This is a genomic window from Arthrobacter sp. 260 (genome assembly GCF_013116745.1).
In the GTDB taxonomy this organism is placed as follows: domain Bacteria; phylum Actinomycetota; class Actinomycetes; order Actinomycetales; family Micrococcaceae; genus Arthrobacter_D.
In genome coordinates, this window is the sequence record NZ_JABFOE010000016.1 from 22,863 (window position 1) to 37,540 (window position 14,678).

20 protein-coding genes are annotated in these 14,678 nt (G+C 64.3%); 6 read left to right on the top strand and 14 right to left on the bottom strand.

Annotated elements, in window-relative coordinates; all coding sequences use genetic code 11:
* Nucleotides 1–47: 47 nt before the first annotated feature.
* The gene (locus HMI57_RS15730) at nt 48–485 is read left to right on the top strand and encodes a VOC family protein (protein ID WP_171586953.1); all 438 of its coding nucleotides are present in this window, start codon (nt 48–50) and stop codon (nt 483–485) included.
* 137 nt (nt 486–622) lie between these two features.
* Nucleotides 623–880: a mycoredoxin gene (locus tag HMI57_RS15735; RefSeq protein ID WP_318779267.1), complete on the top strand. Its 258-nt coding sequence runs from the start codon at nt 623–625 to the stop codon at nt 878–880.
* Nucleotides 881–893: 13 nt separating this feature from the next.
* Here HMI57_RS15735 and HMI57_RS15740 read toward each other — a convergent pair whose 3' ends face one another.
* The 8 genes from HMI57_RS15740 to HMI57_RS15775 form a co-directional block, all read right to left on the bottom strand.
* The gene (locus HMI57_RS15740) at nt 894–1,763 is read right to left on the bottom strand and encodes an NAD(P)H-binding protein (protein WP_171586954.1); all 870 of its coding nucleotides are present in this window, start codon (nt 1,761–1,763) and stop codon (nt 894–896) included.
* Nucleotides 1,764–1,907: 144 nt separating this feature from the next.
* The gene (locus HMI57_RS15745; RefSeq protein WP_171586955.1) at nt 1,908–2,138 is read right to left on the bottom strand and encodes a hypothetical protein; all 231 of its coding nucleotides are present in this window, start codon (nt 2,136–2,138) and stop codon (nt 1,908–1,910) included.
* Nucleotides 2,139–2,213: 75 nt separating this feature from the next.
* A complete protein-coding gene (locus HMI57_RS15750; protein WP_171586956.1) occupies nt 2,214–2,681 on the bottom strand; it encodes a hypothetical protein in 468 nt (155 codons plus the stop codon).
* Nucleotides 2,682–2,833: 152 nt separating this feature from the next.
* A complete protein-coding gene (locus HMI57_RS15755) occupies nt 2,834–3,802 on the bottom strand; it encodes an HNH endonuclease signature motif containing protein (RefSeq protein WP_228721157.1) in 969 nt (322 codons plus the stop codon).
* Nucleotides 3,803–3,850: 48 nt separating this feature from the next.
* Entirely contained in the window at nt 3,851–5,203 is a 1,353-nt protein-coding gene (locus HMI57_RS15760; RefSeq protein ID WP_171586957.1) for an IS256 family transposase, read from the bottom strand.
* 41 nt (nt 5,204–5,244) lie between these two features.
* Nucleotides 5,245–5,844, bottom strand: a complete 600-nt coding sequence (locus HMI57_RS15765) for a hypothetical protein (protein WP_171586958.1) — start codon at nt 5,842–5,844, stop codon at nt 5,245–5,247.
* 387 nt (nt 5,845–6,231) lie between these two features.
* Nucleotides 6,232–6,369 carry a hypothetical protein gene (locus HMI57_RS15770; RefSeq protein ID WP_171586959.1) on the bottom strand — a complete coding sequence of 46 codons (138 nt, stop codon included), beginning with the start codon at nt 6,367–6,369 and terminating at the stop codon, nt 6,232–6,234.
* 221 nt (nt 6,370–6,590) lie between these two features.
* Nucleotides 6,591–6,851, bottom strand: coding sequence for a hypothetical protein (locus HMI57_RS15775; protein ID WP_171586960.1), 261 nt, complete (start codon nt 6,849–6,851; stop codon nt 6,591–6,593).
* Between the two features lie 708 nt (nt 6,852–7,559).
* Here HMI57_RS15775 and HMI57_RS15780 point away from each other — a divergent pair.
* Nucleotides 7,560–8,645 (top strand): S-(hydroxymethyl)mycothiol dehydrogenase, encoded by a 1,086-nt coding sequence (locus tag HMI57_RS15780; RefSeq protein WP_171586962.1) that lies wholly within the window; start codon nt 7,560–7,562, stop codon nt 8,643–8,645.
* On the top strand, nt 8,645–9,274 hold the full coding sequence (locus HMI57_RS15785) for an MBL fold metallo-hydrolase (protein WP_171586964.1): 630 nt from the start codon (nt 8,645–8,647) through the stop codon (nt 9,272–9,274). The genes HMI57_RS15780 and HMI57_RS15785 overlap by 1 nt, the downstream gene beginning before the upstream one ends.
* Before the next feature lie 95 nt (nt 9,275–9,369).
* Here the strand turns inward: HMI57_RS15785 and HMI57_RS15790 are convergent, their stop codons facing one another.
* Nucleotides 9,370–10,176 (bottom strand): PIG-L family deacetylase, encoded by an 807-nt coding sequence (locus HMI57_RS15790; RefSeq protein WP_228721154.1) that lies wholly within the window; start codon nt 10,174–10,176, stop codon nt 9,370–9,372.
* A gap of 34 nt (nt 10,177–10,210) precedes the next feature.
* The gene (locus HMI57_RS15795; protein ID WP_171586966.1) at nt 10,211–10,963 is read right to left on the bottom strand and encodes a lipoate--protein ligase family protein; all 753 of its coding nucleotides are present in this window, start codon (nt 10,961–10,963) and stop codon (nt 10,211–10,213) included.
* Nucleotides 10,964–10,982: 19 nt separating this feature from the next.
* Between HMI57_RS15795 and HMI57_RS15800 the strand changes: the two genes are divergently transcribed.
* Together HMI57_RS15800 and HMI57_RS15805 are read left to right on the top strand one after the other, a co-directional pair.
* A complete protein-coding gene (locus HMI57_RS15800) occupies nt 10,983–11,366 on the top strand; it encodes a DUF2177 family protein (protein ID WP_171586967.1) in 384 nt (127 codons plus the stop codon).
* Nucleotides 11,363–11,794, top strand: coding sequence for a DUF2177 family protein (locus HMI57_RS15805; RefSeq protein ID WP_171586969.1), 432 nt, complete (start codon nt 11,363–11,365; stop codon nt 11,792–11,794). The genes HMI57_RS15800 and HMI57_RS15805 overlap by 4 nt, the downstream gene beginning before the upstream one ends.
* On the opposite strand, the gene HMI57_RS15810 is transcribed toward HMI57_RS15805, so the two are convergent.
* The 4 genes from HMI57_RS15810 to HMI57_RS15825 form a co-directional block, all read right to left on the bottom strand.
* On the bottom strand, nt 11,784–12,068 hold the full coding sequence (locus tag HMI57_RS15810; RefSeq protein ID WP_171586970.1) for a DUF427 domain-containing protein: 285 nt from the start codon (nt 12,066–12,068) through the stop codon (nt 11,784–11,786). The genes HMI57_RS15805 and HMI57_RS15810 overlap by 11 nt on opposite strands.
* A gap of 100 nt (nt 12,069–12,168) precedes the next feature.
* On the bottom strand, nt 12,169–13,200 hold the full coding sequence (locus HMI57_RS15815) for an aldo/keto reductase (protein WP_171586971.1): 1,032 nt from the start codon (nt 13,198–13,200) through the stop codon (nt 12,169–12,171).
* A gap of 70 nt (nt 13,201–13,270) precedes the next feature.
* Nucleotides 13,271–14,047, bottom strand: a complete 777-nt coding sequence (locus HMI57_RS15820) for a thioesterase family protein (RefSeq protein ID WP_171586972.1) — start codon at nt 14,045–14,047, stop codon at nt 13,271–13,273.
* A gap of 101 nt (nt 14,048–14,148) precedes the next feature.
* Nucleotides 14,149–14,628: a DNA alkylation repair protein gene (locus HMI57_RS15825; RefSeq protein WP_171586973.1), complete on the bottom strand. Its 480-nt coding sequence runs from the start codon at nt 14,626–14,628 to the stop codon at nt 14,149–14,151.
* Between the last annotated feature and the right edge of the window lie 50 nt (nt 14,629–14,678).

Genomic DNA, 14,678 nt, shown 5'->3' on the forward strand with positions numbered 1-14,678 from the left:
AGCGCGCGCCGGTGCTGAACCCGCGAATGTGTCAGTAGGATCAACTCATGAAACCTCAGGTCACAGTCATCACGCTGGGTGTCCGAAACCTTGACACCTCCTACGCTTTTTACGCAAAGGCTCTGGGGTGGGAGCCCCTCGTGTACGTCCCTGATGAGGTGGCGTTCTTCCAGGTAGGCCACGGCCTGGTGCTATCACTTTTCCGGGCCGATCACCTGGCCGCGGAGGCAGGGGATATTGGCCACGGTCCGATCGCCCCACCGCTGACGCTGGGCCACAACGTCGATTCACCGGACGAGGTGGACGCGATTCTCCAGACGGTTGTCAGCGCTGGTGCGGAACTGGTCGCTGAGGGCACCGCGATGAGCTGGGGCGGCTATTCGGGATATTTCGCCGATCCGGACGGCTTCCACTGGGAGGTCTGCCACAACCCGGGCCTGTCTGTCGCCGACGATGGGACGGTCACGCTCCGCGAGATCGTCTGATCCGCCAGCAACCCAACGTCACCGCGCGCGGAATCTAACCGACCCCGCGTGTGTTGAACCCTGTATACGTGAATCACTGCGTATCCGTGCAAGGCGTTCCTGTCTTGCCGCCACCAACAATTCCTCAAAGGAGCACCGTGGACTACACCCCCGATGCCGGCACGATCACCATGTTCTCAACCAGCTGGTGCGGGTACTGCCGCCGACTGAAGAAGCAGCTTGATGCCAAGGGTGTCGGCTACACGGAGATCAACATCGAAGAGGTCGAAGGCACCGCAGCCCTGGTGGAATCCCTCAACGGTGGCAACCAGACGGTCCCGACGGTGTTGTTCCCTGACGGCTCCGCCGCCACCAATCCTTCAGTCTCCGATGTGATGGCCCGCCTGGGTAGCTAGTCCGACCCTGGGTTCAGATCTGGGCAATAAGTTCGTCGTGGACCCAGGACGGCAGTGAGGTGGCGGTGGTCGTGGCAACGGTCCGTGGCTGCTCGGGAGTGAAGTCGTCCCGCAGTCCTGTCGACATGCCCAGCGCAGCGTTGGCCACCGCAGGGGGCAGACCGAACCCAAGATACTGGTTGTACAGCTCCTGATCGGTGATCCGTTCCGCCACCACCTGCTGTCCCAGCTCGGCGGTCAGGATCGACGCCACCTCGCGCCAGCTGAGGTCGGTGGGCCCGTGCACTGCGCGGACCCTCCGGCCCTGCCAGCTGGTGTCCAGCAGGATTGATGCTGCGACGTCGGCGATGTCCCGCGGAGCCACCCAACTCATCGGGGCATCCAGCGGCACCACCACCTGCAGGAGTCCCGCACGGACGGCATCCGCCTGGAACAAAAGGTTAATGAAAAAGTACCCGCAGCGCAGGTGGGTCACGTCCACGTTCAGGGTGTCCAGCGCCATCTCGGTGGCTGCGAGCCCGTCGATTTCGCCAGCCCCGTGGCGCTTCTCCGCGCCGACGCTGCTCTGGAACACCACCCGGGGGATGTTGTTCTTCAGGACGGCCGACACCACCGCGCCGGTGGCCAGAGTGTAGTCAGCCAGGGGCTTGTCGCTCTCGGGCGAGGGATCAACCCAGTACAGCGCGTCGACGCCTACAGTAGCGGCGCTGACCTGGTCCTTGTCCCGACTGTCGGCTTGAGCCACGTCCACGTATTCGGTCAGCTCCGGGTCGAGCCTGTCGGGCTGACGCATCAGCAGGAGCGGGCGGAGCCCGGCCCTGACCAGCGCCCGGGTGAGGTGATGCCCCACATGACCGTTTGGAGTGGTAACTGCAATACGCATGGGGGCAACCTTTCCGCTGGGTCCTGGACTTATGACTGGATCCCCACGCTAACGAGAGATGCGGTCACCCGCTGACCGCGTTCTGGGGAGTGGGGTCGGAAAGCGTCCCGTGATAGCTGGTCGCTAGTCCGGCAAGCTGCTGAGTTACCGCGGAGCCCAGCGAACGCCGTCGTCCTCGCAGAAGGTAGTGGTGACAGCGTCGCCGGTCACGCATGCCGCATCGACCAGTTCCCTGTCCCCAACTGGTTCTGATAGTTCGACTGTCGTTTCGACAATTTCATTGCCCGGACAGTCATATGCGCCCTCCGGCAACGGCTCGACATCGGTCCTGATGATGATCTGGTCCGCCCCGTAGGTGATCATTGGCTCCAGCACACGCCCAGTCACACCGCCAGAACAACCCGTCCGGGTCACATCAACCCTGAAGCTCGTCGAACCTGGCCGGACCACCTATCCCTTCGGTAGTCCCCAGACAGCAGACGCAGACGGTGTACGGATAGCCCAGCGAACGCCGTCGTCCTCACACAACGATGCGGGTACCGCGTCGGGCACCAGGCATACACCATCCACCAGTTTCCTTTCCCCGATCGGCTCTCCAAGCTCAACGGTGAGTGGCACTACATCGTTGCCCTGGCATGATTGGACGCCGCCGGTCAGGGGCTCGACATAGGTCGTCACGATGATCCGGTCCGTCTCGTAGGTGACCTCCGGCTCGAGTACAGTCCCCGTCCTGCCGCTGGCACAGGCAGCGCGCTCAACCCCCACTTCAAGGCTGGTTGAATCGGCTGATACGTCGGCGGGACGGGCAAGGTGCCACGTCGCATCGCCACGGGGCCCGTCCGGAACGCTGCAGCCCCCGAGCAGCGCAGCACCGGTGATCGCGGTGGCCACCAGAACACGCCGATCCCTGCGTCGCATCAGCCACCTCAGCCCTCAATTGATCTTCGACTCTGACCACTTAGCGACCAGTATCCTCCCCTGCCCGCCATTTGGAATCAGATCTAATTGCCACGGGGGTGCCCCTTGTCTTCTTTTCGGGGCGGTTTTCTTCGGGGCGCGGTTTCCTTTGGTTAGAACGGGGGTGGTTGGGGTTGTGTGGTGTAGGTTTTGCCGGTGAGTGAGGTGGCGGTGAGGGTGCCGGGGTGGGGTTGTTGGTAGTGCCAGTAGCCGGCGGTTTTGAGCAGGTGGTGTTTCCGGCAGAGGGCGGCGAGGTTGTCGTAGCTGGTGGTTCCGCCGTGGTGCCAGGGGATGGTGTGGTCGAGGTCGCATACCGGGCCGGGCCGGTTGCAGCCGGGGTGTCGGCAGGTTTTGTCTCTGACTAGGACGGTTTTGCGGAGGTCTTTGGGGACTTTGTAGCGGTCCCGGCCGACGCTGAGTACTGTCCCGGTTTCCGGGTGTGTGAGGATCCTGGTGAATCCTTTGGCGTGGGCGGCGAGGTTCCGGGCGGTGTCCGGGTCGATCGGCCCGAAACCCTCGAGTTCGGCTGGTTCGTTCCCGCCGAGCAGGGTCAGCACGGGAACGGTCACGAACACCACGGGCTGGACACCGAGCACTGATGCCAAATCCACCACCCCCGCACCCTCAGCAGGGTCTTCACCGGCACCCGTTCCGCTGGCGTCCGCGGGCCGGGTACGGGTCCCGCCGGTGACGGTGTCGCTGGCACGGGTGTCACTGGCGTCCGCGGGGTTGTCACGAGTTCCGGTGGCACCGGTTCCGGTGTTCGACGCAGCCCCGCGTTGATTCGCCGCTGTCCCGGGTGCGTTGGGGTCACAGTGGTGGGTGAGGAGGTCTCCGAAGACGTCGGCTTTGAGTTGGGTGAGGGTCCGGGTTTCGTGCGGGTTTTGCAGGGCCCGGGCCATGAACGTGACCCGGTTCTCGATGCCGCAGGCCCGCTCGGCGGGCAGATACGCGGACAGCCAGGCCATCCCGTCGTGGTCGGGGCTCACCTCGATATGCCGGTCCGCGGCTGCGGCACGCCTGCGGGTGATCGCGGATGCGGGGTGGAGTTTCTCCCTGACCCGCTTGCACTTGGCTTTCAGCCGAGCCTGTCAAGTTGTTTGTGTAAGCGGGTGGCCGCTGGATGGTTTTCATAGGTGGGGGTTGATGCGTTCGGGGTAAGCGAGGGCGAGCTGGGCGAGGGCTTGTTTCCAGTTGATGGTGACTTGTCCTTCGACGAGTCGTCCATCGGCCTTGCGTTTGGACTCTCGGTTGAGACCGCGTTCTTTGGCTCGTTCGCGGGCGCGTTTGTCCTCGATGTTGCAGATCGCCAGCCAGAGCAGTTTCACAACTGCGTCGTCGGAGGGGAAATGGCCGCGGTTCTTGATGATCTTTCGAAGCTGGAAGTTCAAAGACTCGATCGCGTTGGTGGTGTAAATGACCCTGCGCAGCATCGGAGGGAAGGCCAGGAACGGGGTGAATCGATCCCAGGCGTCCTCGAAGGCCCGGACGGTGTTCGGGTTCTTCTTCCCTAACTCCGAGGCCGCGAATTCCTCCAACGCGGCCCGCGCCGCGGTCTCGTTCGCGGCCTGGTAAACGGCTTTCAAAGCAGCCGCGACGGCTTTACGCTGCCCGTAAGACACGAACCGCATCGACGCCCGGATCAGGTGCACCACACAGGTCTGCACGAGCGAATCGGGCCAGGTCGCCTCGATCGCTTCGGGGAACCCGGTGAGCCCATCGCAGCACACGATCAACACGTCCTTCACCCCCCGGTTAGCCAGCTCGGCGCAGACACCGGCCCAGAACTTCGCACCCTCGGTGGCCTGGACCCAGATACCCAGGACGTGCTTGATTCCTTCCATGTCGACCCCGACCGCTATGTGGGCGGCTCTGTTGCGTACGTGCGCACCGTCGCGGACCTTGACCACAATCGCGTCGAGGTAAATGACCGGGTAAAAGGCCTCCAGCGGCCGACGCTGCCAGGCGGTGACCTCCTCGAGGACTTCATCAGTGATTTTCGAGATCGTTTCACGGCTGATCTCCGTACCGATCGTGGACACCAGATGATGCTCAATATCACGCACCGTCATCCCGCCGGCATAAAGGCTCACGATCATCTCATCGAGCCCGCCCAGACGTCTGGAACCTTTCGGGACCAAGGTCGGGGTGAACGTGCCGTCCCGATCCCGCGGAATGGCCAACTCAACGTCCCCGACAGCCGTCCCGACGGTTTTGGGGAAGGCACCATTGCGTGAGTTCGGAAACAACCCCGCGTCCGGGTCACCCTTGTCATACCCCAGATGATCACCGAGCTCGGCCTGCAAGCCCCGCTCCAAACCCGCCTTGATCAGCCGCTGAATCAGACCGTCCTTGCCATCAAGCTCGACCTGCCCGGCATCGATCATGGAATACAACTCATCCAGGGCACCAGAGGCCTCCAACGCCTCCACACCCTCACGCTGAGAACGCCTACGCTCCTCACGAGCTTCCTTATCAATCATGGACATCAGTATCTCGGCTTCCTGCTAAGGCCCCCACCCCCTTACACAAACCATTTGACACCCTCTTTCAGCCGTGGCGCCATCAGCTGGGCCCCCGTTTTGAGGACTTCCTCTTCGAAGGCCGGCAACGCCTCGGCCGGGATCGTGAGTGCCTCATCGAGGATGATCTGGGCCTGCCGGGGAGTGAGCATCCCCGCCCCCAAGCATTGCAGGGTCTTCGGCAGATCCTCGACCAGTGTCAGGCTCTGGCCCAGCAGCCGGTGAGCGGCACGTCCAGAGAGGTTCAGCAGCGGCACCAGTTCCTCGGCGGTCAACGTGAACCCCAACCCCGCCCCCACCGTCCCGCCGGGGCGGGACGCGGCGTGGGCCGCTGCCTCGTCCTGAACCTCAGTGTGTAACGCGGCGACCAATTCCGCCTGCCGGGCCACCACCCACGACATCAACCGATCAGCAGCCACCAACAACTCAACCGTCCCAGGCCCACCCGTGCCAGGACCAGCCGTACCGGGCCCAGCCGTCCCCAGCCCACCCGTCCCGGGATCAGCGGTGTCCGGCGCAGTCTCAAGTGCGTCAGCCGCGGGATCCGGGCCATCACCACGGCGCAGCATCGCCACCAGCGTTTCCGGACCGGCTACCTCCACCTCCGTCGGCGGAGTATCACCAGCAACCGGACGATGCCGGGCCCTACCAAAGGCAGGCTCCAACCAAATCTTCTCCCCCAAGCTGAACAACGACACCGGATCACCCGACGAATCCAGTACTGCCGACGAATCTAATGTCACCGACCCACCAGTCCCCGGCCCCTTACTGGCACGATCCCCCTCGGAAAAAGAGCCCGGACCAACAGAATCAGACACCGGAAAACCGGTGATCTCATCTGCGTTCTCCTGCCGCTTCATACCTCCATCACATCACCCGCCACTGACATTTTTGGGGTGGATGAATGTAGGAAAAGAAATGAACTCAAGAAAATTTTCCTAGCGCCCAGCACACTTCGGGCCTGTGCCACGGCGAAGATGACCTTCCCCTCACAGAAGGCCTTTCGGCGTCCAGCGCACGGCGTCGTACTCGCCGTAGCCTGCGGCCACCGCGTCAACCACCAGGCACGCTCCGTCCACCAGTTGCCTGTCCCCGACCGGCTCCCCAAGGTCAACGGTGAGTGGCACCAGATCGTTGCCCTGACAGGTCTGCCCGTCAATTCGACAGGGACTCGACAGAGGTCGTCACGATGATCCGGTCCGCCTCATCGATGACTGCTGGCTCGAGTACAGTCGCGCCCGGCGGCCCGCGCAGCCGGAGAGCGCCACACCCATTCCAGCCTCGTCGTATCCGCGGAGACTACGGCCGGGAAGTTGCCAGATCTGGGGGCACTGTAACCTCCCAATACTCACGGTCCAGCTGGCTCAAGCGCCTGAGCAGCTAGTTCCGCTAGTTTGTCCTGCAGTATCCCATCCGGTTCGGACCTGCCTACAGACTGCGCGGACGCCATCAAACCGTTGCTGCGTGCAGTAACAGCCATCGTGTAGGTCGTCTGCCCTGCTCCACTCGTCTCGGTGGCAAGGAGTGCGTAGGACTCTTCACCGACCAGGTCCTGCGGCAGTTCCTCGGAGACGAGGGTGACTATCGTTTCCCCCACGGTAACGGTCATTGGTGAGCATTGATCCAGATAGCCACGATCCAGATCGAAACTCTGCCTGAGTGCCTCTTCGTCAGAACCACCGAGTACGACAAGTAAAAGAACACTGCCGAATGGGTCGGCTTGGCCCATTCCCATTACCCCACCGGTAGCTTTGCCTCGGGCTTGGGCCATGTTGTTAATCATCTTTTCCCCGCATTCGATGGGATCAATGACCGCGCCCCTCCATCGCCTCTTCAGCGGCCTCCATTCCAGCCTCGGAATCCTCCAGGGGCACTATCTGTAAGGGAGCATCAAGACCATCCGTCAATCCAGCAAGGTGAGTCTCAAGTTCCGCCTTACTGATGGTCCCTGCTATCGGGGCTGCAGTTGCCGTCGCCGAAGCAGAAGTCTCGCTCGGCTGCGGGGAAGCTGTGGTGCCAGCTTGTCCGGGTTGAGGCTCGATGGTCGCGTTCGCGCTGCAGCCGGTAAGGAGCAGCGCTGCTCCAAGCACGCCCGACGCTACGACATTAGATTTGATGATGTGTTCCCCCATGTTGGCAGCGGATTTCCGCTCGCAGTAGAAGAATTGTAGGGGATCAACGAGCCAATTCAGTCCAGTGCAATCCAGCGATCCTCTCAGGCCGGAGTGGGGTGAAGATCACCTGATTGAGTCACTGTCCGTGTCCGTGCCTATGCTTGAGTCAACGCCCGGTAAGCAACCGAAAGGACCGTGTAAAAATGGCTCATAGAGTCCAAGCCGTCATTGTCAGGGAAAAGAACTCACCAGCGACGATCGAAACCATCCTGGTGCCAGATCCCGGACCGGGTGAAGCGCTGGTTGACATCCTCACCTGCGGCGTCTGCCACACCGATCTGCACTACAAACAGGGCGGGATCAGCGACGATTACCCGTTCCTCCTTGGGCACGAGGCAACCGGTGTGGTCAGCGCCGTCGGCCCGGACGTTACGCAGGTCAAGGCCGGCGACCGCGTCATCCTGAACTGGCGTGCTGTCTGCGGCGAATGCCGCGCCTGCCGCCGTGGAGAAGCCCAGTACTGCTTCAACACCCACAACGCCACCCAGAAGATGACCCTTGAGGACGGCACCGAGCTCTCACCCGCACTCGGAATCGGCGCGTTCGCCGAGAAGACCCTCGTCGCTGCCGGCCAGTGCACCAAGGTGGATCCCGAAGCGGATGCCGCAGCTGTCGGCCTGCTCGGCTGCGGCATCATGGCTGGTATTGGCGCAGCCATCAACACCGGCAACGTCCGTCTCGGCGACTCCGTAGCGGTCATCGGTTGCGGCGGCGTAGGTAGCGCCGCTATTGCCGGCGCCAAGCTGGCTGGGGCGACGACCATCATCGCTGTCGACATCGACGACCGGAAGCTCGAAGCCACCCGGAAGCTGGGCGCTACCCACACGGTCAATTCCAAGGACCAGGACGCCGTCGAAGCCATCCGTGCCCTCACCGACGGCAACGGAGCCAACGTGGTGATCGACGCCGTCGGCCGCCCCGAAACCTACAAGCAGGCGTTCTACGCCCGCGACCTTGCCGGCACTGTGGTGCTGGTCGGGGTTCCCACCCCCGACATGGTGCTGGAGCTGCCACTGCTGGACGTGTTCGGGCGGGGCGGCTCACTGAAGTCCTCCTGGTACGGCGACTGCCTGCCGTCCCGGGACTTCCCTATGCTGGTGAGCCACTACCAGCAGGGCAACCTCGACCTCGACGCGTTCGTCACCGAACGCATCAAACTTGATCAGGTGGAGGCCGCGTTCGACAAGATGCACGACGGCTCGGTGCTGCGCTCGGTGGTGGAACTCTAATGGCTGCACGCGTGGAGCACCTGCTCACCAGCGGAACCTTCTCGCTGGACGGCGGGACCTGGGACGTGGACAACAACGTCTGGATCATCGGCGACGACACCGAGTGCATCATCATCGACCCGGCGCACAACGCGGACGCCGTCGTCGAGCAGGTCAACGGCCGTCAGGTCCGGGCCATCCTGCTGACCCACGGCCACGATGACCACATCCGTGCGGTCGGCGCCGTGTACGACGCCGTCCGGGCACCCATCCACCTGCACCCGGCGGACCGGATGCTGTGGGACCAGGTGTACCCTGATCCGGCGCCGGACCAGGACATCAACGACGGCGACGAGTTCACGGTAGCTGGCGTTACCCTCAAGGCGCTGCACACCCCGGGGCACTCCCCCGGTTCGGTGAGTTTCTACCTTGAGGAGGCCGGGACGGTCTTCACCGGCGACACCCTGTTCCAGGGCGGTCCCGGGGCCACCGGCCGGTCCTTCAGCGACTTCCCGACCATCATCGAATCGATCCGCAACCGCCTGCTCACCCTGCCGGCTGACACGGTGGTGCGTCCCGGACACGGCGACTCGACGACGGTCGGCGCTGAAGCACCATCCCTCGACGAATGGATTGCACGCGGCCACTAGGCACGATTCTCCACCAGTACGACGACGACTGCCCCGTAGCCTCGCCAGGCTGCGGGGCAGTCCGCGTCAGGACTGTCTACAGCGCTTCGTCGTAGCTACAGCGCCTCGAAGATGTCGTGCAGGAGCGGGTCCCCGGCGGTCCGGGGCGGCCAGGCCATGACGTAGCACTCGCGGCCGACGGTGCGTCGCCAGTCTGCGGCACTCCGGGTGGGATCGGTGATCACATGCAACTGGCTGCGGTGCTGCGACAACCCGGCCACAATCCGGTCGGCCACCGGGCTGGTGTCGACCTCAACTGCGACCGTCTCATCGGGCACGCCCCGCAGGTGGTAGACCCGGTTCGGGTCCCAGGCGTCCCTGCCCGTCCGGACGCGCGCGGCGTTCCACCGCTCGAAGGTGGATGCCTTCAGCGCCCCGTGCAGCAGTCGCCGCAACCCAGGACCGCCGTCGGCGCGAGCCCGGTGAAAAGCGGCGTCGGTGGCCCGGCCGACCGCGATGTGGTCAGGGTGCCCGGTGATCCCGTCCGGCCCGAAAGTTGCCACCACATCGGGGCGTTCCTCCTGAAGGAGGGCAGCGATCCGGTTGACCAACTCCCCGTCCGGAACCTCGGCCACTGACCCGTCCTGATAGTCGAGCCAGATATGACGGTCGGGGACCCGGCCCAGGGCACGCCAGGCGTTCCGGCACTCGCCCCGGCGGACCGCCCCCAGCGACTCCCGGGTAGCCGGGAAGCCCGGTGGGATGTCGCCACCCGACCCGTCAGTGGCATGGACCAGGAGAAACCTGAAACCAGGATCTGACGAGTGCAGCGCTACGCTTCCGGCAACACCGTAGGCGTCATCGTCGGGGTGGGCGACCACCAGCATGACCGACCTGCGCACGGTGGTGGGTGGCGCCGTCATCCTCGCCTCCTACGGTCTGAGGGAATTCTGGCAGTCAGGATACGCCGGGCTGCACCGGTGCGGAAGTGAAAGCGGTGGACGTGGGAACGGTAAGCCAGTAACCGCTTCGCCGGTAGGCGTCCACAACCGCGTCCTCCACCCTCCCGACCGTCACCCCAGGAACCAGGTCCTCCACCGCCCCAGCGGTTGCCGGGTCCCAGTCGAGTCCCATCGCCGCGTACGACGACGTCAGCACCTCACGGATCGGCGCCGAATCCTCAACCACCACCACCGACGAAAACAACCACGCACCCGCAACCACCCGCTGGGCGGTGCCCACCAGTTTGAGCTGCCCGGCAGTGCCGGTGCCGTGGACGCTGTATTCACCGGGACAGTACTCCCCCGGGATCTCCCCGACGCCCGCTGCGACGCCAACGGATTTCAGCGCGTCAGCCAGCAGGGCACCGAATCCGGAGAAGCGTGCGCGTGACCCGGCGACAGCGTCGGTCTGCGGCTCCACATGATCGATCACCAGGCAGCCCTGATGGTAGGCGGCCGCACGCCCTCCCGCCCGCCGGACCAGCGGCTCAAACCCGCGTTCCCGGGCGGCGGCCTCCGCGGCGGGGAACCCGGACAGCCGGGTGTCCCGCTGTCCGAACGCCAGGGTGGGCTGGGGCCGGTAGAGCCGGAGCGTGGCGGGCTGGTTTCCCGCGGCGACGGCCCGGAGGAGGGTGATCCCCGCTGCCAGATCGTCGGCGGCCCCCGCTGAGGCGGCGCCGCGCACCAGGGACAGCTCGGTACCGCTCATCTAGGTTAGGCTCCTGTCCATGGTCTTCCTGCAGTTTCTGGTTGCCGCAGCAACGTTCCTGCTGCTGGACGCCGTGTGGCTCAAATCGATGAGCAAGTTCTACCGGGGTCAGCTGGGCGACCAGCTCGCCGACAAACCCAATTTTCTCTACGCGGCTGCGTTCTACCTAATCTATATAGCCGGGATTGTGATGTTCGCAGTCCAACCGGCTCTGGCCGCCGGATCCTGGCTGGCAGCACTCGGCTACGGTGGTGCCCTTGGGCTCTTCGCCTATGCGACGTACGACCTGACCAACGCGTCGACCCTCAAACGGTGGCCCGCCCTCCTCATCATCGTCGATCTGGCGTGGGGCACCGCGTTGACCGCACTGATCACCCTTGTCACCTACCTGGTGTTCGCATGATCAGGTTTATCCGGAACGCAGCGGTGGTCGCGGGGTTTTTTCTGCTGTTCGACATCCCCTGGCTGCTGGCCATGGCGGGAATGTACCGGGGCTGGATCGGGCCTCTGATGGCCGAGGACACCTCGCTGGGCTACGCGGTGGTGTTCTACCTCGCGTACTCAGCGGCAGCGTGTTGGCTCGCCGTCCGCCCCGCGCTGGAGCGCGGCAGCCTGCGGGAGGCAGCGATCTCCGGTGCCGTCCTCGGTTTTGCCGCGTACGGCACCTACGGTTTCACCAACGCCGCCACCCTCCGCGACTGGCCAGCCCAGATGCTGCTGATCGACACCATCTGGGGCACCTTCCTGACTGCGGGCATTTGCGCTGCCGCCTACGCAACGATCCGGCGCATCGACCGTCGTACCGGGAGAAAAGCCGGGATCAGTCGGTAACCGTGACCCCGCGCCAGAAAGCCACATGGCCACGGATGTTCCCGGCGGCGGACTTCGGTTCCAGGTAGGTCCAGGCGGCGTCGTCGTTCGTGTCGCCGTCTACTGTGATCGACAGGTAGTTGGCGGTGCCCTTCCACGGACACACAGTGGTCATTGCACTGTCGCTAAGGTATTCGGCCTTGACCGATTCACGGGGGAAGTAGTGGTTTCCCTCGACCATCACTGTCTCGTCCGACTCCGCGATGACGACGTCGTTCCACATTGCCTTTGCCATGATGCTGGCCTTCCTTTCACAGCACCCGGGGCGGGCACCTACTGTTTCTCAACGAGCGTGCCCGCTCCGGAATTCCGTGGTCGTGCCGGAAGACCCTTGGTTAGCGTCCGCCGTCGATCTTGCGGCTGCGCTGTTCCTGCCCAGGTACGCCGTAGGGGTAGTCGGAAACCTCGGGAGCGCTGATGGTGCTGAGCCGGTCGATCTCCTCTGCAGTGAGGGTCACGGCGTCGGCTCCGAGGTTATCGGTGAGCTGCTCAGTGTTCCGCGCCCCGAGGATCACTGAGGTGACGGCTGGCTGCTGCGCCACCCAGGCGAGGGCAACCTGGGACGCGGTGATGCCCCGCGACCCGGCGATGTCCACGACGGTGTCGATGATGCGCCAGGTGCGTTCCTTGGAGTTGCGTTCCTTCCACGCCTCCATGCCACGCTCGGGGTTCTCACCCAGCCGGGTTTCCCCGGTCGGCGAGGTGTCCCGCTTGTACTTTCCGGTCAGCCAGCCGCCGCCGAGCGGCGACCAGGGCAGCAGTCCCATACCGGCGTCGAGGGCTGCGGGAACGATCTCCGACTCGATTTCACGCACCAGCAGGCTGTACTGGGGCTGCAGGGTGACGGGGGCGTTCCAGCCGTGGGCCTTGGCCAGCCAGACCGCTTTGGTCAGCTGCCAGCCGGTGTAGTTGGAGAAACCGTAGTAGCCGATCTTGCCGCTGCGGATTGAGTCCTCAAGGAAACCGAGGGTTTCCTCAAGTGGGGTCTGGGGATCCCACGAATGCACCTGGTAGAGGTCGATGTGGTCGACCCCCAACCGTGCGAGCGAGTCATCGAGCGCGCGGCGCAGGTGGCGACGTGACAGACCAATGTCGTTCACACCGTCACCCATCGGGAACCGTCCCTTGGAGGCGATGACCATCCGGTCGCGCTCCGTAGGGTTCTTCGAAAGCCAGGAACCGATAATTTTCTCGGACGCGCCGGCCGTGTACACGTCGGCAGTATCGATGAAGTTGCCGCCGGCCGCCGCGTAGGCGCTCATAATCTGGTGGGAGGTCGCTTCGTCAGCCTCCGCCCCAAAGGTCATGGTGCCGAGTGCGTACGCCGAGACTGCCGTGCCACTGTTGCCTAGCTTCCGGTATTCCATGGGGATGCTCCTAGGGGAATTGATTGCGGGTGTTCTTCTTCCACCCTAGTTGCACCGGTACACCCCGGGACTACAGCTTCCTGATGGTGAGGATCTGCTCGGCACGCCCGAACGGCCCGGCGGTGTCGTGAAGCACTGCCGAGGTCAACCCGATCCCGTCGGTTCCGAAGCTGACGCTGGTTTCCAGCCCTAGCCATTCGCCCGCCGGCTCCCGGTACAGGTGGACCTGCAGATCAAGGTTGGGGAACATCCAGCTTCCCGGGCCGGGAGGTACCCGGGCGGAGACCCCGTTGGCGGTATCAATTAACCCGATCAGCCGGACCAGGTCGGCTGTCTCAATGCCGTCGACCATCTGGTGGGGTGTCCGGAGCCAGACCCGTCCCCGGCCCGGGCGGTGTCCCTCGACAACCCTGAACTCCAGCGATTCGATGTAGCCACCCGGCCAGGCGGTCATTTCCGCGAACGGTCCCGCCTGCTCGGGTCCGGGCATCGACTCGTCTTCGATAGCGGCCACCGCCGAGCTGTCCGCCTTCGCCAGGCGCCAGGCCTTCGCACGGATCACTGTCCGTCCACCGGAGATCATCTCTGCTTCGAGCAGTTCGATGGTTTTGCCGGGCCGGATAACCTTTGCGATCACATCGAACGTCCCGCCCGGAATCATGCCGAGGATATCGAAGCTGAGCCGTGCCATCCGCAGGTCGGGGCGCGGGCTGCACTCTTCGAGGCAGTGCGCCAGCAGACCGGCAGCCGGAGCCATGTGCTGCTCTTCCGGGTTCCAGGCACCCTGCGCATGGATGGTTGATTCGAAGCTGCCCTCGCCCAGGGAGCGGTAGTAAGAGCCTGGCATGACTGAGCACCTTTGCTTGACTGCGATGGAGGTGCGGGCGACCAACCGGTCGCCAGCGAGGAACCAGTCTAGACGTGTTGGACATCGGATGGCCGTGAGGGCTAGCGCGTCCGCACCCCTGACAGTTCCGCCGCGCGGCCAAGCCAGGGGTCGACGTCGGCCGCCCACCGGGCAAGAATGGACGCCGCCCGATCGGCATCCCGGTGCGAAAGTCCCGCGATCAGCGGACCGACCACATCGTGCGCGAGCGGGTCAACCAGCTCGCGTGTTCCGGCCCCGCGAAGGAATCCCTCCAGCCGGGTCAGGTCGGTGGCCACCAGCAGCGGAAGTTTCGTCTGCAGGACGACTACTGCCGCGAGCCGACGTTCGAAGACCGGGATCGCCCAGAGCTCCGAGCTGAGGGCGAGCACGGCGTCGTGCTCCATCCCCCGGTAGCGGCGGAAGGCATCACGGACGGTGCCACGCACCGCACCCACCGAAGAGCCATACCGCCGCAGGCCATCGGCGCCAGGATCCGCTGCCCGCTCCCACGATGCCTCACGCTGCAGTCCGGCATCGATGAACTCCCCGGCGTCACTCATTGTTCAATTCTCAACCGGAGCAGGCACCCAGTCGAATGGCGCACATGTGT